Annotated in this window: 25 protein-coding genes and 1 tRNA gene; 16 read left to right on the top strand and 10 right to left on the bottom strand. The window is 40.8% G+C overall.

What is annotated here, in order from left to right; translation table 11 throughout:
* Window positions 1-337 precede the first annotated feature (337 nt).
* On the top strand, window positions 338-634 hold the full coding sequence (locus C6H66_RS21070; RefSeq protein WP_036808074.1) for a type II toxin-antitoxin system TacA family antitoxin: 297 nt from the start codon (window positions 338-340) through the stop codon (window positions 632-634).
* Window positions 612-1,124 (top strand): GNAT family N-acetyltransferase, encoded by a 513-nt coding sequence (locus C6H66_RS21065; protein ID WP_036808078.1) that lies wholly within the window; start codon window positions 612-614, stop codon window positions 1,122-1,124. The genes C6H66_RS21070 and C6H66_RS21065 overlap by 23 nt, the downstream gene beginning before the upstream one ends.
* Window positions 1,125-1,191: 67 nt before the next feature.
* On the opposite strand, the gene fbaA is transcribed toward C6H66_RS21065, so the two are convergent.
* The 3 genes from fbaA to epd form a co-directional block, all read right to left on the bottom strand.
* Window positions 1,192-2,268 (bottom strand): class II fructose-bisphosphate aldolase, encoded by a 1,077-nt coding sequence (gene fbaA / locus C6H66_RS21060; protein WP_036780442.1) that lies wholly within the window; start codon window positions 2,266-2,268, stop codon window positions 1,192-1,194.
* Between the two features lie 62 nt (window positions 2,269-2,330).
* Window positions 2,331-3,494, bottom strand: coding sequence for a phosphoglycerate kinase (gene pgk, locus C6H66_RS21055; RefSeq protein WP_105396625.1), 1,164 nt, complete (start codon window positions 3,492-3,494; stop codon window positions 2,331-2,333).
* An 81-nt stretch (window positions 3,495-3,575) separates the two neighbouring features.
* Complete coding sequence (gene epd, locus C6H66_RS21050) at window positions 3,576-4,595, bottom strand: erythrose-4-phosphate dehydrogenase (protein WP_105396624.1); 1,020 nt, start codon at window positions 4,593-4,595, stop codon at window positions 3,576-3,578.
* A 386-nt stretch (window positions 4,596-4,981) separates the two neighbouring features.
* Between epd and C6H66_RS21045 the strand changes: the two genes are divergently transcribed.
* Together C6H66_RS21045 and C6H66_RS21040 are read left to right on the top strand one after the other, a co-directional pair.
* Window positions 4,982-5,503: a MarR family winged helix-turn-helix transcriptional regulator gene (locus tag C6H66_RS21045; RefSeq protein ID WP_105396623.1), complete on the top strand. Its 522-nt coding sequence runs from the start codon at window positions 4,982-4,984 to the stop codon at window positions 5,501-5,503.
* A gap of 157 nt (window positions 5,504-5,660) precedes the next feature.
* Window positions 5,661-6,032, top strand: a complete 372-nt coding sequence (locus C6H66_RS21040; RefSeq protein ID WP_040153424.1) for an antibiotic biosynthesis monooxygenase family protein — start codon at window positions 5,661-5,663, stop codon at window positions 6,030-6,032.
* A 105-nt stretch (window positions 6,033-6,137) separates the two neighbouring features.
* Here the strand turns inward: C6H66_RS21040 and tkt are convergent, their stop codons facing one another.
* Window positions 6,138-8,132, bottom strand: coding sequence for a transketolase (tkt, locus tag C6H66_RS21035; protein ID WP_105396622.1), 1,995 nt, complete (start codon window positions 8,130-8,132; stop codon window positions 6,138-6,140).
* Window positions 8,133-8,771: 639 nt separating this feature from the next.
* On the opposite strand from tkt, the gene C6H66_RS21030 reads away from it, so the two are divergent.
* The 4 genes from C6H66_RS21030 to C6H66_RS21015 all read left to right on the top strand — a co-directional run bounded on the left by C6H66_RS21030 (window position 8,772) and on the right by C6H66_RS21015 (window position 11,642).
* Window positions 8,772-9,461 carry a PAS domain-containing protein gene (locus tag C6H66_RS21030; protein ID WP_036808100.1) on the top strand — a complete coding sequence of 230 codons (690 nt, stop codon included), beginning with the start codon at window positions 8,772-8,774 and terminating at the stop codon, window positions 9,459-9,461.
* A 60-nt stretch (window positions 9,462-9,521) separates the two neighbouring features.
* Complete coding sequence (locus C6H66_RS21025) at window positions 9,522-10,205, top strand: helix-turn-helix transcriptional regulator (protein WP_036808103.1); 684 nt, start codon at window positions 9,522-9,524, stop codon at window positions 10,203-10,205.
* Window positions 10,206-10,222: 17 nt separating this feature from the next.
* The gene (locus C6H66_RS21020; protein ID WP_105396621.1) at window positions 10,223-10,891 is read left to right on the top strand and encodes a helix-turn-helix transcriptional regulator; all 669 of its coding nucleotides are present in this window, start codon (window positions 10,223-10,225) and stop codon (window positions 10,889-10,891) included.
* Window positions 10,892-11,375: 484 nt separating this feature from the next.
* A complete protein-coding gene (locus tag C6H66_RS21015; protein ID WP_105396620.1) occupies window positions 11,376-11,642 on the top strand; it encodes a helix-turn-helix domain-containing protein in 267 nt (88 codons plus the stop codon).
* Between the two features lie 142 nt (window positions 11,643-11,784).
* Here C6H66_RS21015 and C6H66_RS21010 read toward each other — a convergent pair.
* A tRNA-Asp gene (locus tag C6H66_RS21010) sits at window positions 11,785-11,861 on the bottom strand.
* Between the two features lie 129 nt (window positions 11,862-11,990).
* Window positions 11,991-12,737: a DNA polymerase III subunit epsilon gene (dnaQ, locus tag C6H66_RS21005; RefSeq protein WP_105396619.1), complete on the bottom strand. Its 747-nt coding sequence runs from the start codon at window positions 12,735-12,737 to the stop codon at window positions 11,991-11,993.
* A gap of 63 nt (window positions 12,738-12,800) precedes the next feature.
* Between dnaQ and rnhA the strand changes: the two genes are divergently transcribed.
* Complete coding sequence (gene rnhA, locus C6H66_RS21000; RefSeq protein WP_105396618.1) at window positions 12,801-13,271, top strand: ribonuclease HI; 471 nt, start codon at window positions 12,801-12,803, stop codon at window positions 13,269-13,271.
* On the opposite strand, the gene C6H66_RS20995 is transcribed toward rnhA, so the two are convergent.
* Window positions 13,268-13,984: a methyltransferase domain-containing protein gene (locus C6H66_RS20995; RefSeq protein ID WP_105396617.1), complete on the bottom strand. Its 717-nt coding sequence runs from the start codon at window positions 13,982-13,984 to the stop codon at window positions 13,268-13,270. The genes rnhA and C6H66_RS20995 overlap by 4 nt on opposite strands.
* A gap of 42 nt (window positions 13,985-14,026) precedes the next feature.
* Here C6H66_RS20995 and gloB point away from each other — a divergent pair, with 42 nt between their 5' ends.
* From gloB to C6H66_RS20980, 3 genes are all read left to right on the top strand, one after another.
* Window positions 14,027-14,779 carry a hydroxyacylglutathione hydrolase gene (gene gloB / locus C6H66_RS20990; RefSeq protein WP_105396616.1) on the top strand — a complete coding sequence of 251 codons (753 nt, stop codon included), beginning with the start codon at window positions 14,027-14,029 and terminating at the stop codon, window positions 14,777-14,779.
* A gap of 71 nt (window positions 14,780-14,850) precedes the next feature.
* Window positions 14,851-16,215, top strand: coding sequence for a murein transglycosylase D (gene mltD, locus C6H66_RS20985; RefSeq protein WP_040153437.1), 1,365 nt, complete (start codon window positions 14,851-14,853; stop codon window positions 16,213-16,215).
* A 706-nt stretch (window positions 16,216-16,921) separates the two neighbouring features.
* A complete protein-coding gene (locus tag C6H66_RS20980) occupies window positions 16,922-17,860 on the top strand; it encodes a 2OG-Fe(II) oxygenase family protein (RefSeq protein ID WP_105396615.1) in 939 nt (312 codons plus the stop codon).
* 122 nt (window positions 17,861-17,982) lie between these two features.
* Here the strand turns inward: C6H66_RS20980 and C6H66_RS20975 are convergent, their stop codons facing one another.
* Both C6H66_RS20975 and C6H66_RS20970 read right to left on the bottom strand, forming a co-directional pair.
* On the bottom strand, window positions 17,983-18,399 hold the full coding sequence (locus tag C6H66_RS20975; RefSeq protein WP_040153440.1) for a PIN domain-containing protein: 417 nt from the start codon (window positions 18,397-18,399) through the stop codon (window positions 17,983-17,985).
* Entirely contained in the window at window positions 18,386-18,619 is a 234-nt protein-coding gene (locus C6H66_RS20970; protein WP_036808122.1) for an AbrB/MazE/SpoVT family DNA-binding domain-containing protein, read from the bottom strand. The genes C6H66_RS20975 and C6H66_RS20970 overlap by 14 nt, the downstream gene beginning before the upstream one ends.
* A gap of 387 nt (window positions 18,620-19,006) precedes the next feature.
* Between C6H66_RS20970 and C6H66_RS20965 the strand changes: the two genes are divergently transcribed.
* A complete protein-coding gene (locus C6H66_RS20965; RefSeq protein WP_105396614.1) occupies window positions 19,007-20,209 on the top strand; it encodes an MFS transporter in 1,203 nt (400 codons plus the stop codon).
* A gap of 90 nt (window positions 20,210-20,299) precedes the next feature.
* Here the strand turns inward: C6H66_RS20965 and C6H66_RS20960 are convergent, their stop codons facing one another.
* The gene (locus C6H66_RS20960) at window positions 20,300-21,685 is read right to left on the bottom strand and encodes a DASS family sodium-coupled anion symporter (RefSeq protein ID WP_040153441.1); all 1,386 of its coding nucleotides are present in this window, start codon (window positions 21,683-21,685) and stop codon (window positions 20,300-20,302) included.
* Window positions 21,686-23,241: 1,556 nt separating this feature from the next.
* Here C6H66_RS20960 and C6H66_RS20955 point away from each other — a divergent pair.
* From C6H66_RS20955 to C6H66_RS20945, 3 genes are all read left to right on the top strand, one after another.
* Window positions 23,242-23,964, top strand: coding sequence for a helix-turn-helix transcriptional regulator (locus C6H66_RS20955; RefSeq protein WP_105396613.1), 723 nt, complete (start codon window positions 23,242-23,244; stop codon window positions 23,962-23,964).
* A 158-nt stretch (window positions 23,965-24,122) separates the two neighbouring features.
* Entirely contained in the window at window positions 24,123-24,845 is a 723-nt protein-coding gene (locus C6H66_RS20950; protein ID WP_105396629.1) for a helix-turn-helix transcriptional regulator, read from the top strand.
* A 310-nt stretch (window positions 24,846-25,155) separates the two neighbouring features.
* On the top strand, window positions 25,156-25,853 hold a 698-nt coding region (locus tag C6H66_RS20945; RefSeq protein WP_105396612.1), incomplete at its 3' end, for a helix-turn-helix transcriptional regulator.

The following is a 25,853-nucleotide window of genomic DNA, read 5'->3' as shown; positions in this document are numbered from 1 at the left end:
CAGACTAGAGCTAGTACAACTCAGGTGACTGCTTCCCGCCGTAAAGAGGGTTTACGGCGGTTTTTGCTAACAACTCTGCATACTCGGATTCACTTGCGTCCGAATTTTGATGATTTTTGTTCTATCTGACTATGGCTTGTTTAGTCTCACAACATGGTGTCACTTTGGCACATCCATTGAATTTTGTTAAAAACAATGTTAGACTAACCAATGAAACAAACTTAGCGTTTCACCAAATAATATGTTCCGCTAGCTCCAAATAAATAATGTAAACGAGTAGTGGATATCTATAGTGAACTAAAGAACTAATAACCGCAATGCGGTAGGAGTAAGGCTTATGGCCACATTAGCAAATGAAAGAATCACCACAAGGGTGAGTTCAGAGATCAAGGAGTTACTTGAAAGAGCGTTATCACTATCAGGGTATGCCAGTTTGAATAGCTTTATTGCCAATGCTGCTGTAGCAGAGGCAAAAAGACTCATTGAACAAAATATGCGTATTCAATTGTGTCAAGAAGATGCATTGGCGTTTGTTCATGCATTGGAAAAACCAATCAAGGTAAACGAACGTTTCCTTCGTGCTGCTCGTAGACATAAAGAAACAATAAAAAATGAAGATAGAACGTCTAGATAAAAACAAACACGATAGAAATAATTTTAACTGTGGTGAACCCGCACTAAACAACTACTTGAAGGCAGTATCGGGACAACATGATAAAAAGGACTTATCAAGAACATTCGTCCTTACAAGTAGTCAAAATGGATCTCAAATAAAGGGATACTATTCCCTAGCACTATGCACGGTAGAGCTAGACGAACTACCAGAGAAAATATCGAAAAAGTACCCTTCTACACTACATTGCGCACTTATTGGTCGCCTAGCTATAAGTAAGTCATTTCAACGCCAAGGGTTTGGTGAAATCTTGCTTATAGATGCAATTCGAAAAGCTATAGAGTCGTCACAATCTATTCCTACCCCGATGATTATCGTCGATGCAAAGAACGACATAGCCAAAAAACTGTATATGAACGTAGGGTTTGAGGAGTTTCCTCAGACAAAGAGCAAACTGTTCATGTCTATGGCTGTTGCAATGGAAATGATAAAAAGAGTAGATGCGATGTAACATCTCATTTACTGAATGCGGCTAACGTTCCCTCTGAATGAAAATTCAGAGGGAACGCTTTCACCAATTACAACACATCAATCGCGTTCAATTCTTTGAACGCTTGTTCCAGACGGGCAATCATAGAAACCTGACCGGCACGCAGCCATACCCGTGGATCGTAGAATTTCTTATTAGGTTTATCTGCGCCTTCTGGATTGCCTAACTGGCCTTGCAGATAGCCTTCGTTCTTTTTGTAATAATTCAGGATACCTTCCCAAGTCGCCCATTGGGTGTCAGTATCGATATTCATTTTAACAACGCCGTAGCTGACCGCTTCTTTGATCTCTTCCGCAGTAGAACCAGAACCACCGTGGAAAACAAAATCCAAGCTGTTATGCGGCAGATTGAATTTCTCAGAAACATAGTCTTGAGAGTTACGCAAAATTTTTGGCGTCAGTTTAACGTTACCCGGCTTATAAACACCGTGAACATTACCGAAAGAAGCAGCAATAGTGAAACGTGGGCTGATAGCATTCAGTTTCTCATAAGCATAAGCCACATCTTCCGGTTGCGTGTACAACGCGGAGCTATCCATATGGCTGTTATCAACGCCATCTTCTTCCCCACCAGTACAGCCCAACTCGATTTCCAGCGTCATATCGATTTTTGCCATGCGAGCCAAATACTTGCCGCAAATCTCAATATTCTCTTCCAGAGACTCTTCTGACAGATCGATCATATGAGAAGAGAATAACGGTTTACCTGTCGCTGCGTAATGCTTTTCTCCCGCATCTAACAAGCCATCAATCCACGGCAGCAATTTACGTGCGCAGTGGTCAGTATGCAGGATCACAGGAACACCATAATGTTCAGCCATCTGATGAACATGGTGAGCACCAGAAATTGAACCCAGAATAGCCGCTTGTTGACCTTCAACTTTCAAACCTTTACCGGCAATAAAAGCAGCACCGCCGTTAGAGAACTGAATGATCACGGGAGAACGAACTTTGGCAGCGGTTTCCAGTACGGCATTGATTGAATCAGTACCTACACAGTTGACCGCCGGCAAAGCAAAGTTGTTTTCTTTGGCTATAGCGAACACTTTTTGAACATCATCACCAGTGATGACACCCGGTTTTACGAAATCAAAAATTTTAGACATGTTACGTGGGTCCTGTTTAGAGCGGGTAGCCAACCAACCAGCCGCTACCCGTCATGACTTAATTACTGTTTTGCACGTTCTTCCAACATCACAACCGCAGGCAGTTTTTTCCCTTCCACAAACTCAAGGAAAGCGCCACCACCCGTAGAGATATAAGAAATTTTGTCAGCAATACCGAACAGGTCGATCGCTGCCAGCGTATCGCCGCCGCCGGCGATAGAGAAGGCATCACTATCAGCAATGGCGCGCGCGACAATTTCAGTCCCTTGACGGAAGTTAGGGAATTCAAATACACCAACCGGGCCATTCCATAGGATCGTTTTAGCGTTTTTCAGGATATCTGCCAGCCGTTGAGCGGATTCATCTCCCAAATCAAGGATCTGCTCATCATCTTTAATATCACTGGAGGATTTCAAGGTTGCTTCGGCCGTTTCAGAGAATTCTGTTGCTACACGAACATCGGTTGGCACCGGAATATCACAGCTTATCAGCAATTTTTTCGCTTCCGGGATCAAATCATCTTCATAGAGAGAACGGCCAACATTGTGACCTTCCGCGGCAACAAACGTATTCGCAATACCACCACCAACAATCAGTTGGTCGGCAATTTTAGACAGCGTATCCAGAACGGTCAGCTTGGTTGAAACTTTAGAACCACCGACAATAGCCACCATTGGGCGAGCCGGATTATCCAACGCTTTGCCTAATGCTTCTAATTCCGCAGACAGCAAAGGACCGGCACAAGCAACAGGAGCAAACTTAGCCACGCCGTGAGTCGAAGCCTGAGCACGATGAGCGGTACCGAATGCATCCATGACATAAATATCACACAGGGAAGCATACTTTTTAGCCAAGGTTTCGTCGTCTTTCTTTTCACCTTTATTAAAGCGAACGTTCTCCAGCACAACCAATTCACCTTCTGCGACTTCCACACCTTCCAGATATTCTCTCTCCAGTCGAACAGGGAAGGATAATTTCTCTTTTAGATAGTCTACTACTGGTTTCAGCGAGAATTCTTCGTTGTATTCGCCTTCAATCGGGCGGCCAAGGTGAGAAGTAATCATGACCTTGGCGCCCTGTTTCAATGCTGCTTCGATGGTTGGCAAGGAGGCACGGATACGCGCATCAGAGGTGACTTTGCCATCTTTTACCGGAACGTTCAGGTCAGCGCGGATCAAAACACGCTTACCCGCCAGATCTAAATCGGTCATCTTAATTACAGACATGGTGAATCCTCTTATTGATTCTCTAAATTATTTAATCTTGCGCCGTGTGCAAATCTATTATGGCCGTCTATCAACAACAGATCATTTGAAACCCGTAGCAGCCATTGCTAACGTTGTATCTAACATTCGGTTAGCAAATCCCCACTCATTATCACACCAAACTAATGTCTTAATCAGGTGTTGCCCACTAACCCGCGTTTGTGTGCCATCAACAATCGCGCTGTGGGGATCGTGGTTAAAATCCGTTGAGACTAACGGCAATTCGGTATAATCAACTATACCACGAAATGAAGTAACTGCTGATTTTTGCATTAATTCGTTGATTTTTTTAACAGTTACTGAAGATTTTACCGTAACGCTCAAATCGATAGCCGTAACGTTGATCGTTGGTACGCGCACGGAGATAGCTTCAAAACGGTCACAGAACTTTGGAAAAATCCGGGTTATCCCTGCGGCCAACTTGGTATCCACCGGAATGATAGATTGACTGGCTGCCCGAGTACGCCGTAAATCTTTGTGATAAGCATCAATCACCGGTTGGTCATTCATTGAGGCATGAATGGTTGTCACTGTGCCCGATTCAATCTCAAATTCATCATCTAATAATTTAATGACGGGAATAATGCAATTAGTGGTACAGGAAGCATTGGATACAATGCGATCTTCCGCTGTCAGTAAATGTTGATTCACACCATAGACCACCGTCGCATCTAAATCATTGCCCCCCGGATGAGCAAACAGCACTTTCTTGGCGCCACTGGCGAGATGTGCCTGACCATCGGCTCTGCTGCCATAAATCCCACTGCAATCAAGAACAATATCAACCCCCAATTCTTGCCAGGGCAACGTCGATATATCGGGCTGATGAAATAAGCGAATATTATCATCACCAACTTGCAACAGATCATTATTCAGACGCACATCCCAGGCAAAACGACCGTGACTGGAGTCATATTTCAGCAAGTGAGCGATTCCTTCGGCATCTGCCAGCTCATTAACAGCAATAACCGCAATTTCAGCCCGGCGCCCAGACTCATAAAGAGCACGTAAAATACTGCGCCCTATTCTGCCAAAGCCGTTTATTGCTACCTTGATTGTCATGTTACTCCCTGAATATAGTTATTACCACCCAACCGCTTAGAATAACCGACTCAATCACGGATGTACTGATTGCTTATCACAAAACTGTCAAAACCGTGCATAGAAAACCGCTTTAGATAACAAAATGAAACGATTCAGCTATAAATAATGAGATTACGGGAAAAGGAGGTTGATAGCAAGCAATAGTAAAAAGTGGTCAACCTTCAAATTAAAGACTGTTGCTCATATTCATCGACCCCAAGCAAGCAGAAAGAAACAATCCCACCGTTATTTACTCACAACTGCGACATGGATCATCAATACCATTGTTGGAATATTGACATTTAATCTCAATAAATGGAAACTGGTTGTCGTTTTTTGAGGGGCTAAGGAAAAGGAAGTAAATCGTGTCAACCGAGGAAACTTCGGCGTTTGAGGTATTCACTGAGATCACATTGGCGGTATTTCGGCTCAATGCCCTACTGCTCTCTAAAGGGGATCAGCTCGTTGCTCCGTTGGGAATCACGAGTGCGAGATGGCAAGTACTCGGTGCGATTGCGCATTCGCCACATCCACCTACCGCGCCTCAGATTGCCGCCGCAATGGGTATCACGCGCCAAGGCGTGCAAAAGCAATTGAATCTCGGGCTAAGTTCAGGGATGGTGAAAACCCTCACTAATCCTCGCCATGAACGCTCACCACTTTATCAACTGACCGAGCTTGGTTGGCGTACTTTTGATGCGGCGATATCGCTGGAAGCTGAATGGGTCGAATCACTGATGCAATCCTCTGATCCTAACGAGCTAAAAGTGACATTAAACACCTTGATCAGCCTGGAGACGGAGCTGGGAGAGTCACCTGTGCCAAATACAAGACATAGCGCTCTGGATTCGTTCGTTAATAACGATAAAGAATTACCAAACAGTTAAACGAAATACAACGTGGAAACAGCATGTAATTGGTGGAACGCATTTGTCTCTACGTTGACATATTATTGCCGTCAAAAGCCGCGTAAATCACGCGACTCGCCTCGGCAGGATAGCAATACAAACATAAATATAAACACATAATTTTCAGGAGATAGAAATGGTCAAACTAGAAGAAATGGACACCCACGTAACCCTGCGGGAACAGTTATTTTCGAACACCGATGGCTCCATCGTGCTGGTAAACGTATTTCATGTTGATCCTTCAATGGCTGACACCCTAATAGAAACTTGGAAGGAAGATGCAGAATATTTCCGGTCTAAGGTGGGCCTGATTTCCGCACAATTACATCGCGGAATCGCTGGCAGCGGCACATTCATGAACTATGCTGTTTGGGAGAGTCTGGAGCATTTCCGCGCTGCGTTCACAGATCCTGAATTCAAGGAAAAACTCGCCAAATATCCTGATGGGATTGTCGGTTCGCCTCACGTGTTCCAAAAAGTAGCCGTTCCCGGAATTTGCGTGGCATAGACCGAGGAAAGCTGCCACGATCCATCTTCAATAACGATATCGTGCGGAAAAAGAGCGCACCCGCTCAACGTTTACCTCAGGTGCGCTCATTTATGAAGTGACTAATTATTTCAGCAGAGCTTTAGCCTTAGCGACCACATTCTCTACAGTGAAACCAAACGCTTTAAACAGTTGATCAGCAGGCGCTGACTCACCAAATGTATCCATACCAACGATAGCGCCATTTATACCGACATATTTAAACCAGTAATCGACGATACCCGCTTCGATTGCAACACGTGCCGAAACCGCAGCAGGCAGAACCGCTTCTCGGTATGCAGCATCTTGCTTATCAAAAGCATCAGTAGACGGCATCGAGACTACGCGCACCTGGCGACCTTCCTCAGTCAATTGGTTGTAAGCACTCACCGCCAATTCAATTTCTGAACCGGTTGCGATCAGAATCAGTTCTGGCTGCCCCTGACAATCTTTCAGGATGTAAGCCCCTTTCTCAATATTAGCCAACTGCTCAGCAGTACGTTCTTGCTGTGCCAGATTCTGGCGAGAGAAAATCAGCGCTGATGGGCCTGCCTTACGATCAATAGCATATTTCCACGCCACCGCAGACTCAACCTGGTCACATGGACGCCATGTACTCAGATTTGGCGTCACACGCAAACTGGCAAGCTGTTCTACCGGCTGATGAGTCGGACCATCTTCACCCAAACCGATTGAGTCATGGGTGTAAACAAAGATGCTGCGAATTTTCATCAATGCCGCCATACGCACTGCATTACGGGCATATTCAACGAACATCAGGAAAGTTGCGCCATAAGGCACAAAACCACCATGCAGAGCGATACCGTTCATAATGGCTGACATGCCAAACTCACGAACACCGTAATGGATGTAGTTACCAGCCTGATCTTCGTTCAATGGCTTAGAACCTGACCACATCGTGAGGTTACTTGGCGCCAAATCAGCAGATCCGCCCATAAATTCAGGCAACACCTTACCAAACGCTTCCAAAGCATTCTGGGATGCTTTACGGCTGGCAATATTAGCCGGATTTTTTTGCAACTGTTCGATAAATGCTTTGGATTCAGCTTCCCAGTTTGCCGGTAATTCGCCACTGGTACGACGTTTGAATTCAGCAGCTAATTCAGGATACGCTTTTTCATAAGCAGAGAATTTTTCATTCCAGGCGGCTTGTTTCACATTGCCAGCTTCTTTTGCATCCCACTCAGCATAGATGTCCGCTGGAATCTCAAATGCCGGATAATTCCAATCCAGTGCTTCACGAGTCGCGGCAATTTCCGCATCACCCAATGGCGCGCCATGAGAATCATGGGTACCCGCTTTGGTTGGCGCACCAAAACCGATAACTGTTTTGCACATTAACAGAGAAGGTTTATCAGCAACTTTACGTGCTTCTTCAATAGCAGCTTTAACTGAAGCTGCACTATGACCATCAATACCGCGAATCACATGCCAGCCATAAGCTTCAAAACGGCTTGCCGTATCATCCGTAAACCAGCCTTCAACATGACCATCAATGGAAATGCCATTGTCATCATAGAAAGCAATCAACTTGCCTAACTTTAAGGTACCCGCCAGAGAGCAAACTTCATGAGAAATGCCCTCCATCATGCAACCATCACCCATAAAGGCATAAGTATTATGGTCAACGATCTCATGACTAGGACGGTTAAATTGCGCGGCCAGAGTGCGTTCAGCAATCGCAAAACCTACTGCGTTGGCAATCCCCTGCCCTAAAGGACCTGTCGTAGTTTCTACGCCTGGAGTATAACCATACTCAGGATGGCCTGGGGTTTTAGAGTGTAACTGACGGAAATTTTTCAGATCATCAACGGAAACATCATAACCGGTAAGATGCAACAGGCTATAAATCAGCATAGAACCATGACCGTTAGATAATACAAAGCGGTCACGATCAACCCAATGTGGATCAGTTGGGTTATGATTCAAATAATCACGCCATAAAACTTCAGCGATATCAGCCATTCCCATAGGCGCACCAGGGTGCCCTGATTTTGCTTTCTGCACAGCATCCATGCTCAGGAAGCGAATAGCATTAGCAAGGGTTTTACGAGTGGTCATTTTCTACTCCAAGTGGGATAAAAACGTTTAGGGGGATAATTTTCTCAGCACAGCGTACAAACCGCAATCTTTAAAGCCAAATACCAGGAAACTATCTTAATTTCATCTGAACGACAATTCTTTGATTTGCCTTATGCTCTATATAAATTTCAGCGTCATCAGAGTAATAAACAAACTCATTGCGCATATAAATGGGTAAATGAATTAAACACAGCTATTAGTTGCCAATCAAGAGATAAAATAACCCATTAAACAGAGACATATTCTTGATTTATGGCAATTTTCAGCGACTAGATTGATTGTTTATATTTATCCTAATTATATGCTAATGATCTCTTAATAATTTGATTATCAATAGTGAATAGATAGAAAAAACATCAATCAAAAATCAATGTTATTTCAACATCAATAACCAAATAAATAATTTAAAACAAAATAATACTTATAGTTATATTTTCTTATATGATGATATTTTTACCTAAAATAATAAGTAATTTGATTAACAGATATAGATAAAATAAAAAATATTATTTTTTGGCGAATTAATTATTGCAATCCATTATATAATCGGGTTATTTTAAATAGAACATATAAAATAGACACGCAGATGACTACTTAATTAACAACTAGGACATTCTCATGTCAAATATCAAAAACAGACCAAGTAATATCACTCCGCAATTAATCTACATGTGGGAAAAAAGTAATGAGCCTTGGGGCGCAAAAGATCGCCAATCAAGATTTATATATGCAAATCCTGCTTTTTACCAACTGCTCAATCTGCCCGAAGATTTCGAGATTACAGGGCTTTCAACCGGGGAATTGCCCTCACCTATTGCAGAGTATACAGAAGAATATTGTCGTCAAGATCAAAAAGTGATGCAAACCATGAAAACAGTCACTTCACTTGAGACTCATCTATTTGGGAAAAATAAAGTTAAGCAAACCTATCGCTGTAGTAAATACCCGCTTTGTGATGAAAATGGGGACTGTATCGGCATCACTTTTCATATGTCCAAAGTTCAAAATTTTTCTATTGCTTACTATCATAAAAAAATATCGCCAACAGCTCTGGAATTTACCCCTCCTAATGACATACTGACTCAAACTGAATGGGAAGTTCTTTTTTTGGCTCTTCGCTCACTGGACGAAGAGAGTATCAGCGAAGAATTAATGATAAGTACAGAAGAGGCCATTAACCATATTCAGTCAATTTACCAAAAATTTAATCTACCGCTGCATATAGAATTAGAGGATTTCTGCAAAGCCAATAAGTTTGATCTATACATTCCAGAAAGGTTCGTCGCTATTGGCAGCCAAGAGTTGTAAATCCCCATTAATTCGGATCTAAAACCTAAATATTTTTTCAATAACAATAGGAATTATGTTGTGAGCTATAAAAAATTAACCGTATCGCCCCAAATTATTAATCTAATGGAAACCAGTCATGAACCCTGGGGCATAAAAGATCAAAATTCCCGTTTTGTCTATGAAAACAAGGCAATGGCTATGTTGCGCGATCTTCCCCGTGGTTTTAATGTAGAAGGACGCCTGGACAATGATCTGCCTTGGGAAGGCGCCGCTTTTGCAGAACAATTTCAGATCCATGACAGAGCAGTAATGCAAGCGGAACAAAGAATATGCTCATTAGAAACCCATTTATATGGTAAAGAAAAATTACTTTCCTCCTATTTCTTCGAGAAGTTCCCATTTTATAATGAAGATAATCAATGTGTCGGTGTCATTTTCCATGCCTGGAAAGCCGAAGCCTATTCTCTGACCCGCTTTTTTTATGGCAAGCTTCCCGGCTCTATCATGTTCCAGCCCCCTTCTGGGCTATTTACTCAACGGGAATGGGATGTCATTTTTCTATTTTTACAGAAATACACCAGTAAACAGATTGGGCGAATACTGAATATCTCTTATCGCACGGTAGAAACGCATATGCTACGGATATACAAGAAAATTGGTATTAATTCCGGTCAACAATTGGATGAATACTGCCGCCTTAATGATTTTGATCTCTATGTCCCAGAGAGATTTTTAAAACCTGGTAGTAAAATGTTTATATAATGTGGTAAATAAAACAGATGAAAATGACGAGTAATATATCAGCACAGATAATAAACACCATAAAACATAGCCATGATCCTTGGGGCATTAAAGATAAAAGCACTTGCTTTATTTATGAAAATAAAGCAATGGCTATGCTACAAGATATTCCGCTTAATTTGAACGTCGAAGGGCGTTTTGATTGTGAATTACCTTGGGCAGGAGCAATCTTTGAAGAACAATTTCAACGACATGACAGAACAGTCATGCGTTTAGAAAAAAGTATATGCTCATTAGAAACACATAGATTTGGCAAAGAAAAACGCCTTTGTTCCTATTTCTTCGAGAAATCTCCATTTTATAGTGAAGATAATGAATGTATTGGCATTATTTTTCATGGGCGGAAAGCGGAAGCGATTTCTTTGAAGGAGTTTTTCAATGGAAAATTGCCACCTTCCGTTATGTTTTGTTCTCCCTCAGAACAATTTTCCCAACAAGAGTGGGAAATTATTTTCCTATTTCTGGCAAAACATAGCAGAAAGGAGATCAGTGAGAGACTTAATATTTCTTACCAATCGGTGAAAGATCAGATAGAAAAAACATACCAGAAACTAAAAGTGAACTCTGACTCTCAATTTGAGGAGTATTGCCGTATCAATAATTTTAACCTTTATATACCAGAGCGATTTTTATTTCCTTATTTATAAACCTTATCTTTGTATTCAAGTTATTATAAAAGGCAACAATATTATAAAAACCAAATATGAAACTATTAGACTGATTCTACCACGACTCAACCAGATGATATATGGAATAAAACCCCAGAGCCGTGGTTTGCAAAAAATAAGGAATTTCTCTGTATATATGTGAATGTAATATTCATTACCGTTAATAAATTGTCTGAAAAATAACAAAAAAGTATTCATAAGAAACTATTAGTTATTTCAGTTATTAAACTGAGAATATTTTTCACAGATAATAATAATGATCTTTACATTAAGAAAAAACACCTGCAATATATAGGGAATATTCTGTTATCAAACAATCGATACTATTATTCAGTATTCTCTCCGATAGCCAATTCAATTAACCTTGATTGATAATCTGCACCTAATTACTACCAGACAGCAAAACATTGATAATTTATCTATTATCAATGTTTTTCTCACAATTAAAACTTGGAGATTATTTATGGATATTCAAGACTGGCATCCGGCAGATATTATTGCAGCCCTGAGAAAACAAGGAACAAATCTTTCAGCCGTTTCTCGTAAAGCTGGTTTAGCATCATCGACATTGAGTAATGCATTACATCGCCCGTGGCCAAAAGGAGAAGCATTAATCGCTACTGAATTAGGTTTACATCCATCGGATATTTGGCCATCACGCTATAGACCTGGTAAAGAGAACAAATTCTTAATAAAAGTTGCAGAAACAAGCTGTGTAGAAATCTGGTAGCACCTGTATGTCTTATGTTAATGCAATTTCATTATCATTTATATTGTCTATCGAGAGATTACAACATGGTATAAGTACGAACAAAAAAGATATAGATACGAACAAAAAAGCCCCGGGCAACTACCCAGGGCTTCGAAATCTTTGGCGGTGCGGACGGGACTCGAACCCGCGACCCCCGGCGTGACAGGCCGGTATTCTAACCGACTGAACTACCGCACCGCGCAGCGTTCTGGTTGAGAACGAGGTGAATATTACGAATCCAAGATCATTCCGTCAATATCTTTTATAACAAAGTGACGAGTTTGATCAACTTTTCACCCCAAAAGGTGATTTATTCGCAATTTTATGTTAGCTCTGTTCAGAACTTATACGCCATAAACAGCTCCCGCCCTTCTTCTCAACTAAATCCAATCTGGATTCGTGAGCCGCGAGTTCTTCATCCGTTGCATAAACAACTTTCAATGCCGTTTGAGACCGGGTAACACGCTGTATTTCAGAAACATTCGCACCACCAGCAATTTCCCCTTCCATTGAAAAAGCAAGAGAAGTCTGACCGCCTGTCATTATCAAATAGACATCAGCCAATATCTCGGCATCGAGTAACGCGCCATGTAAGGTTCGTTTAGAATTATCTATATCATAACGATCACATAACGCATCAAGGTTATTTCTTTTCCCCGGAAATAACTGTCTCGCAAGTTGTAAGCTATCAGTAATCTTGCAGAAATCCGCAGTTGGCGGAATATCACGATCCAGCTTGCCAAACTCATAATCGATAAAGCCGATATCGAAGGGAGCGTTATGGATGATCAATTCAGCGCCGCGAATAAATTCAATAAACTCATCAGCAATATCAGCAAATAGCGGTTTATCCTGCAAAAATTCATCACTGATCCCATGCACTTCAAATGCTTCAGGATCGACCAATCTATCCGGCTGAATATAGACATGAAAATGGCGGCCGGTTAAACGACGGTTAACAACCTCTACAGCCCCAATTTCAATAATTTTGTGCCCTTCATAGTGAACACCTAATTTATTCATACCGGTAGTTTCGGTATCAAGAACAACTTGTCGTGTAATTGCCGTGCTCATAATGCCTTTTTATGTCAGACTTAGGGTTTTGAATTGAATAAGAATAAGCAGAGTCTACCAGATATGAGCAAGCAGGTAGAAATTTTCACCGATGGATCTTGTCTCGGCAATCCGGGGCCTGGGGGCTACGGTGTATTATTGCGCTATCAACAACACGAAAAAACCCTTAGCGAAGGTTTTTATCGTACAACAAACAATAGAATGGAACTCATGGCGGCAATTATTGGCCTGGAAACGCTGACTCGCCCTTGTAAAATTATCTTAACCACCGACAGCCAATATGTGCGTCAAGGCATTACACAATGGATTCATAACTGGAAAAAACGCGGCTGGCGTAAAGCAGATAAATCTCCGGTCAGTAATGTCGACTTATGGCAACGTCTTGATCAAGCCATTAGCCGCCATGACATTGATTGGCTGTGGGTCAAAGGCCACTCCGGGCATAATGAAAATGAACATTGTGATGAATTAGCCCGTGCCGCAGCAAACTCACCAACAGAAACCGACACTGGATATCTCGAAAATAGAGATTAACTGCGCTTTCGGTAACATTTTGTTACACCAACAGCACTGCCCAATTTAGGTTTTAATAACGTTACTCTTATCTGATTTAGCGTTAATGGCAGTGTGCGTTTGCGGGCAATAATCAGACTGACACAACCTAATATAGACAGGCGCCGATTAACAAAACCCATTTCATTTCGCCAAGGCAATATTTGGAAACTATCACGATACACCACTTCATAATTAAGCAAGCTCAACCAATCAAGTTGGCGCATTAGGGAGAACATCCGGCTGCAATAGGGTTGATGACGCCATAATCCCGGCACTAATTTTCCCAAACCAAGCAAACTCAATGAATTAAAACCACTGATAATGAGCCAACCATCATCAATCATCACTCGGTCAACTTCCCGTAAAAGCCGATGGGGATCAGCGCTGTAAGCCAGCATATGACTCAGTAAACACGCATCAACGGACTTCCCTTCAAACGGTAGATGGTAAGGATCAGTAATCACCTGCATATTCTTGCCTTCCTTACCCACATTAATCTGATTAAAAATCGGACACTCTTTGCTGTCAATTTCAGCACTCAAATTACCGACTTTCAACAGATGGAAACCAAATATTTTCGGCCACCAGGGTTGTAATTGACGCTCCAAAGCGGCACGGTAATACTCCCCCCAAGGTAAATCAGCCCAAGAAGCCGGGGGATTTATATTCTGTATTGTATGTGCAGATTTCATGGCTTCTTTTCCTTATAACCCGCTGTTAATAAGAGGTATACAATGGAGCTTATCAGCATTCCGGTCCTTTCGGATAATTACATTTGGTTACTTTGTGATGAAAACAGACATGTTGTCATCGTTGATCCGACAGAATCACAGCCTGTCCTTGATACCTTAAAATCCCGCGGCTGGATACCCGATGCAATTTTACTTACCCATCATCATCACGATCATGTTGGCGGCGTTCCTGGAATTATTGATCGATTCCCTGAGCTACCAGTATACGGCCCAAAAGAAACCGAGAGCAAAGGTGCGACGATGATAGTCTGTGGCGGTGATAGCATCCATTTCGGTCATTTTTCTTTCCAGATCATCGACGTTCCCGGCCATACTCTGGGGCATATCGCTTTTTATCAAGCGCCTTACCTCTTTTGTGGGGATACTTTGTTCTCTGGCGGTTGCGGACGCCTCTTTGAAGGAACCGCTGAACAGATGTATGCATCTCTAAGTAAAATAGCTGAACTGCCCGATGACACACTGATCTGTTGCGCCCATGAATATACCGTTTCTAATATGAAATTTGCTCATGCTGTTTTACCCAATCAGACTATCAGCGAATATCAGCAAAAAGTAACCCAAATGAGGGAAAGCAATCAACCAACAGTACCAACCACATTACAAACCGAGAAAAAAATTAATATTTTCTTAAAATGTGATGATTTTGATTTACAAAGAAATATTGGAATTGTCCCCAACTCTCAACCGCTTTCCGCCGTTTTCTGTCAACTAAGAAGACGAAAAGATCAATTCTGATTGAGAGAGTTGCTATATCGAGCCAAGATAAGTATTATTGGTCGTCTTTTAAGCAACCATAAAAATTAATTATGAAGACAAAAGCGATTCTGTTCGCATCTGTCTTGCTGGTTGGCTGTCAATCTGGACCAGATTGGTCGACGACAGCCGGACAACGGGCACAGAATTCGTCTTCAACGAGTCTAAAGACAGGCAAGATAGCAGCAACTAATGATACCGATCAGCTTGCTGCCTACTGGGGAGAGGATGGTTCTGGCGCTCAGCGTGAGCTGTGGGGATACATCCGAGATGAGTTGAAGATGAAAATCCCTGATAATTACAGGGTTCGTGAACAACGAAATTATTACCTGAAAAACAAGAGCTATCTCCACGATGTAACTTTACGGGCTGAACCGTATATGTACTGGATAGTCAGGCAGATCAAGCAACGCGATATGCCAATGGAACTGGTACTGGTACCCATAGTGGAGAGTGCTTTTAACCCGCATGCTACCTCACGCGCCAAGGCCGCGGGTCTGTGGCAGATTGTCCCGGATACGGGCCGCAATTACGGTCTTACTCAGGATAAATGGTACGACGCACGCCGGGACGTCGCCGCATCAACAACTGCCGCCCTGAATCTGTTACAACGCCTGAATAAAATGTTCAATGGTGACTGGTTATTGACTATTGCTGCTTATAACAGCGGCGAAGGCCGTGTTATGCGCGCAATAAAAGAAAACCAGATAAAAGGTAGACCAACGGATTTCTGGTCATTATCACTACCACGGGAGACTACGCTCTATGTGCCTAAAGTTCTGGCACTCAGTGATGTCATCCGCAACAGCGATAAATATGGCATTACGCTGCCAAAATCCAATAATCAACGGGCGCTTGCTCAAGTTGATGTTGGCCAACAAATCACGCTGTCTCAAGCCGCAGAACTGGCTGGCATGTCCCTGACATCGATTAAAGCCTATAACCCCGGATATAAGCGAGGAGTAACATCGCCTAACGGTCCACATTACATCATGCTGCCAAAAGCAAAAGTTGATCAATTTAAACACTCGCTGGCAAATAAAACCGTTTTAAGCAATATTCGTCAGGAAGTTGCTAACAACAACCGCCGATTGAGTAAACAAAGCCAATATAAAGTTCGCTCAGGTGATACATTATCCGCTATTGCAAAGCGGTTTAACGTTTCCACCCGTGAATTACAACGCATGAATAATCTGAGAACCGCCAGATTGTTAAAAATTGGGCAAGTATTAAGGGTAAATAATGACAACGCCATTATTTACCGTGTACGCCAAGGCGACTCAATTGCCAGTATTGCTAAACGTCACGGTATTAACATTAAGGATTTAATGAACTGGAACGATGGCATAAAAACAACAGATATCAAACCAGGAATTGAGTTAACGCTCTATGTCGATGAATTCTCTGATGAAGCTTAAAATCTTTTCCAGTAGGTATTTTATTGTTGAAGGAAGATAATAGATGGCCCTCTCTTAGGGCCATTTCTTCATATTTAGTGGAATAAACTTTGGCTTATTCCTTTTGAAATCAAACGAATTGATAAACAATGCAAGGAAATTATATAATCAATTGATAACTACAACACTCAATCATTAAAATCAGACTAATTATCAACATATTAACGTGTTAAATATGCTATTTAAGAAATCGCATTTAAATAACATAACAATATAATCAAGATAAAACATTAATTACTAAACTTAATGGAAATCATAAAAATATCATTGCTAAACTATCACATTTAACAATAAATAAAAAAATAAAACATCACCAAGTAATTTATAAAACATTCATATTAACAACAAATTAAAAAAATATAACTCTACTGTCGCCATTTATATTTCTATTATTTTTCATATATAAACCATCAAATTCTTGTAATATTCAAAAAGTCAGCTAGGATAGTTAGTGATCAATATTAATTACTTTGCTGAATAGTTACTTGGCGTTTTAACAAATAAACTTGTTAATATAATTATCCAAGCATTAATATAACGGAAAAAAATTAATACACTATAAGAGAACAATATAAGAATAAGCACCACATGTAATATTGGCAACATACATTTCCGAGATAAAAAAGAATAAACAAAAGTTCTTTTACCACATCTAAGGACTATCACTATGACAACATCATCAACAATGCGAACTCCAGTCAAACTACCACCAATGCCATCGGAAAGCGAAGCCTCAAAAACATATAAATCAGCAGATATGGCACGCTCCTATTTAGAGGGAGACAATCTTGTTTTTACTGACAACGACGGCTTTGATCAGGCTCTCAGAGAGGGTTTCTTCCTCCTGAAAGCACCATCATACATGGATTTTGAACACGGCGATCGATTTGCATACCATTTCTTTGAACCCGCCACAGAAGGTGACCTTCGCCCCTATACGGGATTCAAATCATATACTACTTTTTCCAATAGCTACGAAGGTTATTTCGACAGAGAACATGATCAATGGGAACATTTTCGCCTCGAACGGGAACATTGGCGCCTCATGCCATCAGAGGTTGCAACACTAGGTCGCCATATGGCACACATCGGTATATGTGTACTACGCTCCGTGTTAACTTATGTTGGCATTCCTCGTCGTGACTGGGAACTCATTACCAATGGTATTTCAGAAGGGTTAGGAAACCAGATGTTATCGTTTAACCACTTCCGATCAGAGAAAGCCACCCGAGGCTCTAAATTTCACCGGGATTCAGGATGGGTGACAGTTCTAAGATCAACTGAACGTGGCCTTCTTGCCTATATAAATGATGAACTTTTAGCTATTAATCCTGTTCCAGGACACCTAATCATTAACTTTGGTAGTTCGATCGAAGTGCTGACAGAGAATTTAACCCCGAATGTTCGGGCCAATATACATGGCGTTGCTCGCACAGAAAGAAATGGGCAGCGCGATAGAATGTCATATGTCATGTTTTTAGTTAGCAATCTGGCTGGTAATGTCTACAAATATGGCCCCAACGGCCCCATCAAAGTTCAATCCGTTAAAGAATTTACTATCCAGGAAGCGAGTCGAACATACGATGATGATAATGACGCTTTATAGATATTTTCTGCACAATAAATCGGGGTTATAACGCAGATTTGAACTGACAGATACCTTTATACCGGTGCCTGTCAGGTTAAATCGGTATGTGAACCTCGATCCCTCTCGAGCTCACCAAATCGTCAGACATATGAGAATGGATTTTTAATAACCAAGCTGTCTTCCAACATCTGCCCGTGATTCATGTCTTCACTATAGAGCGCCCGACAACCTGCGATGACCGCAGCCGCCACAATACAAGAATCGTAGAATGACAAGTGATAACGCTCTGCAATAAACCTAGCTCGGTCATGAACTTCAACCGTAAGAGGCACGATTTTGCAAAAACTACGTACAATATCGAGGAACTCCGCTATCTCTTCCCAACTCATCTTAAGTTTACGCACACACACGTGCGCCACTTCGTTGAGCACCTGTACACTAATGACCGGATTCGCCTTCAGCAGCGCTTCGGCACTATCGGCCTTGGCCACGTCTTGGGACAGCAGGTACAGCACCACATTGCTGTCGATGAAACCGCAAGACTTAGCCCCTGTCATTCGCTTCATCTCTACTGAACTTGAAATCTGCCGGCAACTTACCGCGGAATGTCCGAAGACGCTCCAACAACACCTCAGATCCAGGCTTCTTGCGTACCGCGAAGGTACGCGGATCATCCACTACAATCTCAATATCATCACCTTCACGCAATTCCAGAATTTCAACTAAACTAGCCGGCAAACGTATGGCAAGGCTGTTACCCCATTTTGCTACTTGCATGATATTACCTCTTTAGATATACATTTTTATTGTATATCCATTCTTGCAAAATACAAGCTTAACCAAATGCATCTCCCCCGAATACGGGGAAGATTTTTACCAAGTTTCCTGTAGCTGAAAAATGTATACAAGGGATAATCGCCGTTCTTATATCCGGTATCCAACATATCTAATCCGATAAATTAATTCCTTGCGCACTTTCTTTATCGGGTATATTACTAATGGAGCTTCCTCCCCTCCTTTGCAATTCCTAACACTTTCACATCAGCCTAATCGGGCTGCCCCCCTTATATGTATTTCACAACAGCTTTTCTACACCATGACTCATCACGCTTTACCACAAGAAATATACGAACATTTATCTACATATGGAGTTAAATCGATCTTATGAACAAAAAAGCACAATATTCATCCACTTTGGAACAGAGTACAAAATACACGTTTTTATTTATCCTTTCAGTCACTGTATTCTTCGTTGGCGCAACCGAATTCATGTTGTCATCCATGCTTACCCCTCTTGCAGTCGCCTTCGGGACAACGGCGGTCGGAGCATCCTGGCTGGTATCTAGCTATGCATTTTCCTACGCTCTGGCAGCACCTATATTTGGGTATTTTGCAGATCGTATTAACAGAAGCAGATTACTTCTGATTTCTCTGCTGTTTTTCGCCGCAGATGGTCTGGCTATCATTCTTGCTCCCACTCTTAATATCGCAATCACGCTGCGAATTTTTGGCGGTATAGCATCAGCGGTAATCATCCCCACCGTATTTGCCTTGATCGCCGATATCATTCCTTATAATCGCCAAGCCGGAGCAATGGGCGTCGTTATGCTCGGTATGACTTTTGGCATTGCATTCGGTCCAGCTTTAGCCGGGATACTGACAGATTTAATAAATTGGCAGGCGCCATTTTTATTCACCTCATTCGGCTGTGTCGTTACATTCATCATCGGGATCTACTGCCTTCCATCAAAAACCGTGCCCCTAAAGCCAACAAACCAGCGCTTAGTCTGGTTTCGGCAATGGTCGGTTGTCAGGTCGCTCATTGCAAAAGGGGCCTGGAATGGCGCCGGCGTCTCTGCTTTTCTTTTGTCTGGAGAAGTCTTACGTCAACGGTACGGCTTTGGCCCTACTGAAATCGGTTTGACTATCGCTGCCTTTGGTGTTGGCTTGGGATTAGGTAATCTGTCCGCCGGTTGGCTCCGCAAACTTTGCAGTCGGGAAGAAGTGACTTTGGTCTTCGTCAGTTTGCTACTGACTGGAGTGATCTCTATTTTTATGCTGGTTCCGCTTACGCTCTTCGGTTCTCTAGGATGTTTGATATTCTGGGGTGCCGCACTGGGCGTTGGAGCGCCTGCAAGTACCGTCGTTTTGGCAACACGAGCAGGCCCTAACAAAGGTATGGTTCTGGCCTTTGCAGAAACATTCAATAATCTGGGAATTTTGTGCTTAGTGCCATTAGCTACTATTGGGTTAATCGCAGGAGGTTCAAGCACAGCAATGGCCGTGCTATCCGTCGGATTGGTTATCGGTCTGACATTGGCAATATTGGATTTCTGGCTGACGCGTTCGGCAAATCCTTCTCTATGAATCTTCGCCCTCTAGCTTTATTTCCCCACCTATATTTGATGGGGATATTGAATAGTTATTGTGTCCAGAGGGACATGAGTAAATTTTCAGTTATAACCAGAATAACCAAGCAAACAGAGAGATAATAACGATGCAGGCAATATTCAGCACCATGCCCACTCTGACCATTTCAGTCTGTTTAATATGACCGGAGCTGAAAACAATCGCGTTAGGTGGTGTGGCAACCGGCAACATAAAGGCACAAGACGCCCCGAATCCGATAATGAGTGTCAGCGTCATTATCGGCATACCCAACGCTTCCGCGACGGTTGCGAATATCGGTACTAGCAAAGCTGCGCTAGCTGTATTACTGGTAAATTCAGTCAGGAAGATAATAAATGCAGCTACCGCAATAATAATCACAAACCAGTGGCTTGCGCCAAAAGTAGCAGCCATACCATTCGCCATGATTTCACTAGCACCTGAGTTTTTCAAAATAGCGCTTAAAGTCAGACCGCCGCCAAACAGCATCAACACACCCCACTCGGTGTTATTTTGAATCTGGGACCAACTCGCCACCCCCGTTATACCAATCAGAACGGCAGCACTGACAGCAATAATGGTATCCAGATCTTTCACGCCCCCTAAGGCAGAACTGATAACCGTACTAAAGATCCAACAAAATACGGTTAATAGAAAGATCAGCATGGTCATTAGACGCTTACCAGTCCAATCCAGTTTTTCCAGCTTCATATCGAATTTATGATTCAAATTCGGGCGCAGCATCAAATACATAACACCAACCATCATTGGCATCAGAATAACCACCAACGGAACCCCAAATTTCATCCAATTGAAGAAATCGATGCCCAGTTGAGCCGCTGCAATCGCGTTTGGCGGGCTACCAACCAACGTACCTAAACCACCAATACTTGCGCTATAAGCCACCCCCAACAGCACAAATACAAATGTATGGCGCTCAGAACGCGCATCCAGATTGGACAAAATACCCAATACTAATGGCAGCATCATCGCAGCAGTCGCGGTGTTACTGATCCACATGGAAAGGCCAGCCGTCACACCAAACAACAACATCACCGCTACAGACAAACGTCCGCGGGCAATCATCAGCAGACGGTTCGCAATCAGTCTGTCCAGTCCTTGGATGTGAAGCGCGGTTGCCAGAGCAAAACCACCAAAAAACAGGAAGATGATGGGATTAGCAAAAGATTTCAGCGCATCTCCCGTATTCATCAATCCCATACCAACTGCCAGAATGGGAATACATAATGCAGTAATAGTGACGTGAATAGCTTCGGTAAGCCACAGTACGCCAACAAATACCATTAGTGCTAAACCCGCATTAGCTTTTTCACTAAACGGCAATGTATTAAGTAGAATAAATAGTAATACAACATCAGCAGCCAGAATAATTAAGCCTTTTTTATTAGAAAAATTTAGCTTCATGGCTGGTGTTAAAGATTCAGAAGCATCCATTGGTGACTCCATTAGCGCCGGTGATATCTGATCCACCATTGCTACAATTGTTAAAAAAATACAAGGCGTGTGAATATAAGGAGTCTTCAGTAAGAAGCAAATGCAGTTCTTTGAATTTTGGGATCTAAAGCGCAAGAACCAACCAATTAAATCATAAAAGACGGTATTTTATACAAATTTTCGTTGTTATATCACATTATTACACCTTTATAGGTATAGGAAACCGTTATGTTTTATGCCGTTTTTTGGCACAAAAGCAGGTGAGTTTTACTTCTCCTAAAATTGCTAATAAACCCATTTAAAAAACGAGAGAGTGTTTTAGCATCAACGATGATTAAAAATCTGGCGAATGAATTTACCGGCAAGGTTATAGGTTCGACGGGTATTTAAACATCAATAAGACCATTTTTTCATTTTTCACCGATAGCTTTTTGATGGTAGGTTTTAAACTGTTATTAAAAGCCACTATTTAAACTTATGATTTTAATCGTAAAAAATTTTAACCGTTTTTTTAAACTTAATGGTTTTTTTTCGTTTCCTGAACCCTATTTAACTTAACCGTTTTCATTAAACTGACACCTAGTTTTTCCTTCTGCTATATTTTATTTTTTAGATTTAAAACCAGAGAGGGTAACAGGTATGCTAATGATATTAAGACAATCCTCATTCCTTTAATCATTTTTAATGTGATTAAATAAATTTTTTATTCCTTTTTTCACAGCTAATCCCGGTTAACTTAAAAGCTTATCAGCTTTCTTTAATGATTGTTCCTGATTTCCGGTAAACCTCTTGCAACCATACAAAATCTCTTATTTGAGAAAATTTTCTTAATCGGTTTAATCCTGTTAAATGTTTTAATATAACCTTATACTCCTGGTATTGGATTAATGCAGTCTATTTGGTCACTTTATTAATCAAATTAAAACCTGTTTTCTCTTCCAATGTCTGTATAGCATCGAATTTTCACCTACTTTGAAAAATCCTTAATCACCTTTTTTATCTTTAATGATTAAAGTTTTTACCTGTTTTTTCACAATACGCTTGTCTTTTTCCCAGATTTTAAAACCATTCTGATAGATAAAAAACAGCTTTTCTTAATCCTATTTAATCACTTTCAGATAAAACATAATTACTCTTACTTGAATAAGTGAAAATTTCTATAATCCTTTGCTTTTAAATAGCACGAAAAGCGATAATCCATATGATTTAACCTGAGTGAATAGGGCCACGAGCTATAAAATTATTTTATAGCTCAGTTATAATCAAGATCGAAAATCAATGCAAAATGATCATTTTGACAATTCATAAAACCGATTACATGAACAGCTAACTTTTTTCTCATTTCATCCAAAGGATTTCACATTGTAATTCTTCATTAAAAACATAATTAGCACCAAAGAGGTTCTCCTTTTGAATCCCCTAAACATAATTACTCATTGCATCGTAAAAGTGATAACCTTACATGGAGTTTTTTACTGTTTTACTGTTTTACTGTTTTACTGTTTTACTGTTTTACTGTTTTACTGTTTTACTGTTTAATTATGATAGGTGAAATTATGAATGATAAAACTATGAGTTTCTCTGTAAACAAAGATCTGGATGTTCATTCAAAAAGCTTTGACGCTTTCATTTCATATATGGAAAACAGCAACGATTTTTGGATCATAAAAGACAGCGAATCTCGATTCGTTTACGCTAATGATATTATGCTTTATTACAGCGGCCTCCCTAAGGGTTTTAACATAGAAGGCAAGCTTGATAGTGAATGTCCAGCACCGTGGTCTGAGTTTGAGGATGTTATACAAGCTAATGATAAAAACGTAATGACCAGTCAAAAAACCATTCCAGTACTAAACACTTTCACTTATGGCGGAAGAGAAAAAATAATCCAACCATTTATGCTCAATGTTGCCCCCCTAATGAAGGATGGGAAATGCATTGGAGTTGTTGGTCACGGTAAAAAACTTGAAATTTATTCCATGTATCATTTTGAAAACAACAGGCATCCCGACGCATTAACTTTTGGAACACCAACTGATTTATTTACTGATAAAGAGTTCGATATAGTATTTTTTGCTTTGCAGTCACTAAGTGCTAAAGATATAGCAAGAAAATTAGGTATCACATATAGAACGGTACAAAGCAGGCTACATATCATTTACCAGAAAATAGGGATAAATTCATTAAACCAGTTAAAAGAATATTGTAGAGGTAAAGGGTATGATAACTATGCTCCTACTCGATGTATTAACCCCAATCCCTATATACCTCTGGCATAACAATGCGTAGCATCACCGTCGTTACTATGTCATTAGGGTTCTTCCTAAAAAGCCATATTCTCCTCCAAAACCCTCTTAACAGCAAAAAAGGCAGTTTTGTGAGCTACCCCATATGGAAGTTATTACAGTTTTACTGCCTAATTATGATGGATAAGATTATGAAAGATAAGACTATGAGTTTCTCTGTAAACAAAGATCTGGATGTTCATTCAAAAAGCTTCGACGCCTTTATTTCATACATGGAGAACTGTAATGAGTTCTGGTATATAAAAGATAAAGAGTCGAGATTTATCTATATGAATGATTATGGACTTCATCATAGCGGACTACCCAAAGGGTTTAATGTTGAAGGTAAACTGGATAGTGAGTGTCCGGTTTATTGGTCTGAGGTTGCTGATATCATTCAATCTAATGACCGTAGAGTGATGGATGAAAAAAAAGTCATTCCTACTTTGATTACATTTATGTATGGTGGCAGGGATAAAATTATTCAACCATTTATGGCGGATGTCACGCCTTTGATAAAAGATGGAGAATCGATTGGCGTAGTAGGCAGAGCTAGAAAGCTAGAAATTTTTTCAATGTATCATATGGAAATTAATAAACCTCCTGAATCATTATCATTTGGCAATCCAACTGAGATTTTTACAGATAGAGAGTTCGATATAGTATTTTTTGCGTTGCAATCACTAAGCGCTAAAGATATCGCTAAAAAATTAGGTATCACGTATAGAACGGTACAAAGTAGGTTACAATTTATTTATCAAAAAATAGGGATAAATTCATTAAGCCAGTTAAAAGAATATTGCAGAGGTAAAGGGTATGATAACTATGCTCCTACCCGATGTATTAACCCTAATCCCTATATACCTCTAGTATAACAATGAACCGCACCGTTATCGTCATTACGCAATTAGGGTTCTGCCTGGCAGAGCCTTACACCTTGGTTTCTCTCACATTCCATCCAGCATATTTCATTTTGCAATTATTTATTAAAAAAATGATTAATAATAAAAATTTTACACAATATAGAATATTAGCATATTGAAGGTGATTACAGGAAACTGCTCCTCTGTAAAATCATCCGCACCAAATAGGTGCCCAAAAACTCATAAATATAATTATCCATTGTGTTGTAAAAGTGATAATTTTACATGGGAGTTTTTGCAATTTAATCATATAGGTGAAATTATGAAAGATAACACGATGAGTTTCTCTGTAAACAAGGATCTGGATGTTCATTCAAAAAGCTTTGACGCCTTTATATCATATATGGAAAACAGCAATGATATTTGGGCTATAAAAGACAACGAACATCGATTCATCTATGCCAACGATGCAATGATTTATTACAGCGGTCTTCCTAAAGGTTTTAATATAGAAGGGAGGCTTGATGGTGAGTGTCCAGCACCGTGGTCTGAGTTTGAAAATATTATACAAGCTAGTTGTGATGTTGTAATGACGAGTCAAAAAAACATTCCAGTATTAAACACCTTGACTTATGGTGGGAAACAAAAAATGATCCAACCATTTATGCTCAATGTTACCCCCCTAATGAAGGATGGGAAATGCATTGGGGTTGTTGGTCACGGTACAAAACTTGAAATTTATTCCATGTATCATTTTGAAAACAACATTCAGCCTGACTCATTAACTTTTGGCAAACCAACTGATTTATTTACTGATAGAGAGTTCGATATAGTATTTTTTGCATTACAATCGCTAAGCGCTAAAGACATAGCGAGAAAATTAGATATTACCTATAGAACGGTACAAAGCAGGCTACATATCATTTATCAGAAAATAGGAATAAATTCATTAAGCCAGTTAAAAGAATATTGCAGGGGTAAGGGATATGATAACTATGCTCCTACTCGATTTATTAACAC

Source organism: Photorhabdus hindustanensis (genome assembly GCF_002968995.1).
Taxonomy (GTDB): domain Bacteria; phylum Pseudomonadota; class Gammaproteobacteria; order Enterobacterales; family Enterobacteriaceae; genus Photorhabdus; species Photorhabdus akhurstii.
The sequence above is the reverse complement of the archived record's forward strand: the minus strand, read 5'-3'. Positions and strand labels throughout refer to the sequence as shown.

Bases quoted from the DNA above. Each gene is read 5' to 3' on its own strand.
- C6H66_RS21070 (WP_036808074.1), top strand. From the start codon at position 338: ATGGCCACATTAGCAAATGAAAGAATCACCACAAGGGTGAGTTCAGAG.
- C6H66_RS21065 (WP_036808078.1), top strand. From the start codon at position 612: ATGAAGATAGAACGTCTAGATAAAAACAAACACGATAGAAATAATTTT.
- fbaA (WP_036780442.1), bottom strand. From the start codon at position 2,268: ATGTCTAAAATTTTTGATTTCGTAAAACCGGGTGTCATCACTGGTGAT.
- pgk (WP_105396625.1), bottom strand. From the start codon at position 3,494: ATGTCTGTAATTAAGATGACCGATTTAGATCTGGCGGGTAAGCGTGTT.
- epd (WP_105396624.1), bottom strand. From the start codon at position 4,595: ATGACAATCAAGGTAGCAATAAACGGCTTTGGCAGAATAGGGCGCAGT.
- C6H66_RS21040 (WP_040153424.1), top strand. From the start codon at position 5,661: ATGGTCAAACTAGAAGAAATGGACACCCACGTAACCCTGCGGGAACAG.
- tkt (WP_105396622.1), bottom strand. From the start codon at position 8,132: ATGACCACTCGTAAAACCCTTGCTAATGCTATTCGCTTCCTGAGCATG.
- C6H66_RS21030 (WP_036808100.1), top strand. From the start codon at position 8,772: ATGTCAAATATCAAAAACAGACCAAGTAATATCACTCCGCAATTAATC.
- C6H66_RS21020 (WP_105396621.1), top strand. From the start codon at position 10,223: ATGAAAATGACGAGTAATATATCAGCACAGATAATAAACACCATAAAA.
- C6H66_RS21015 (WP_105396620.1), top strand. From the start codon at position 11,376: ATGGATATTCAAGACTGGCATCCGGCAGATATTATTGCAGCCCTGAGA.
- dnaQ (WP_105396619.1), bottom strand. From the start codon at position 12,737: ATGAGCACGGCAATTACACGACAAGTTGTTCTTGATACCGAAACTACC.
- rnhA (WP_105396618.1), top strand. From the start codon at position 12,801: ATGAGCAAGCAGGTAGAAATTTTCACCGATGGATCTTGTCTCGGCAAT.
- C6H66_RS20995 (WP_105396617.1), bottom strand. From the start codon at position 13,984: ATGAAATCTGCACATACAATACAGAATATAAATCCCCCGGCTTCTTGG.
- gloB (WP_105396616.1), top strand. From the start codon at position 14,027: ATGGAGCTTATCAGCATTCCGGTCCTTTCGGATAATTACATTTGGTTA.
- mltD (WP_040153437.1), top strand. From the start codon at position 14,851: ATGAAGACAAAAGCGATTCTGTTCGCATCTGTCTTGCTGGTTGGCTGT.
- C6H66_RS20980 (WP_105396615.1), top strand. From the start codon at position 16,922: ATGACAACATCATCAACAATGCGAACTCCAGTCAAACTACCACCAATG.
- C6H66_RS20975 (WP_040153440.1), bottom strand. From the start codon at position 18,399: ATGACAGGGGCTAAGTCTTGCGGTTTCATCGACAGCAATGTGGTGCTG.
- C6H66_RS20970 (WP_036808122.1), bottom strand. From the start codon at position 18,619: ATGCAAGTAGCAAAATGGGGTAACAGCCTTGCCATACGTTTGCCGGCT.
- C6H66_RS20965 (WP_105396614.1), top strand. From the start codon at position 19,007: ATGAACAAAAAAGCACAATATTCATCCACTTTGGAACAGAGTACAAAA.
- C6H66_RS20960 (WP_040153441.1), bottom strand. From the start codon at position 21,685: ATGGATGCTTCTGAATCTTTAACACCAGCCATGAAGCTAAATTTTTCT.
- C6H66_RS20955 (WP_105396613.1), top strand. From the start codon at position 23,242: ATGAATGATAAAACTATGAGTTTCTCTGTAAACAAAGATCTGGATGTT.
- C6H66_RS20950 (WP_105396629.1), top strand. From the start codon at position 24,123: ATGAAAGATAAGACTATGAGTTTCTCTGTAAACAAAGATCTGGATGTT.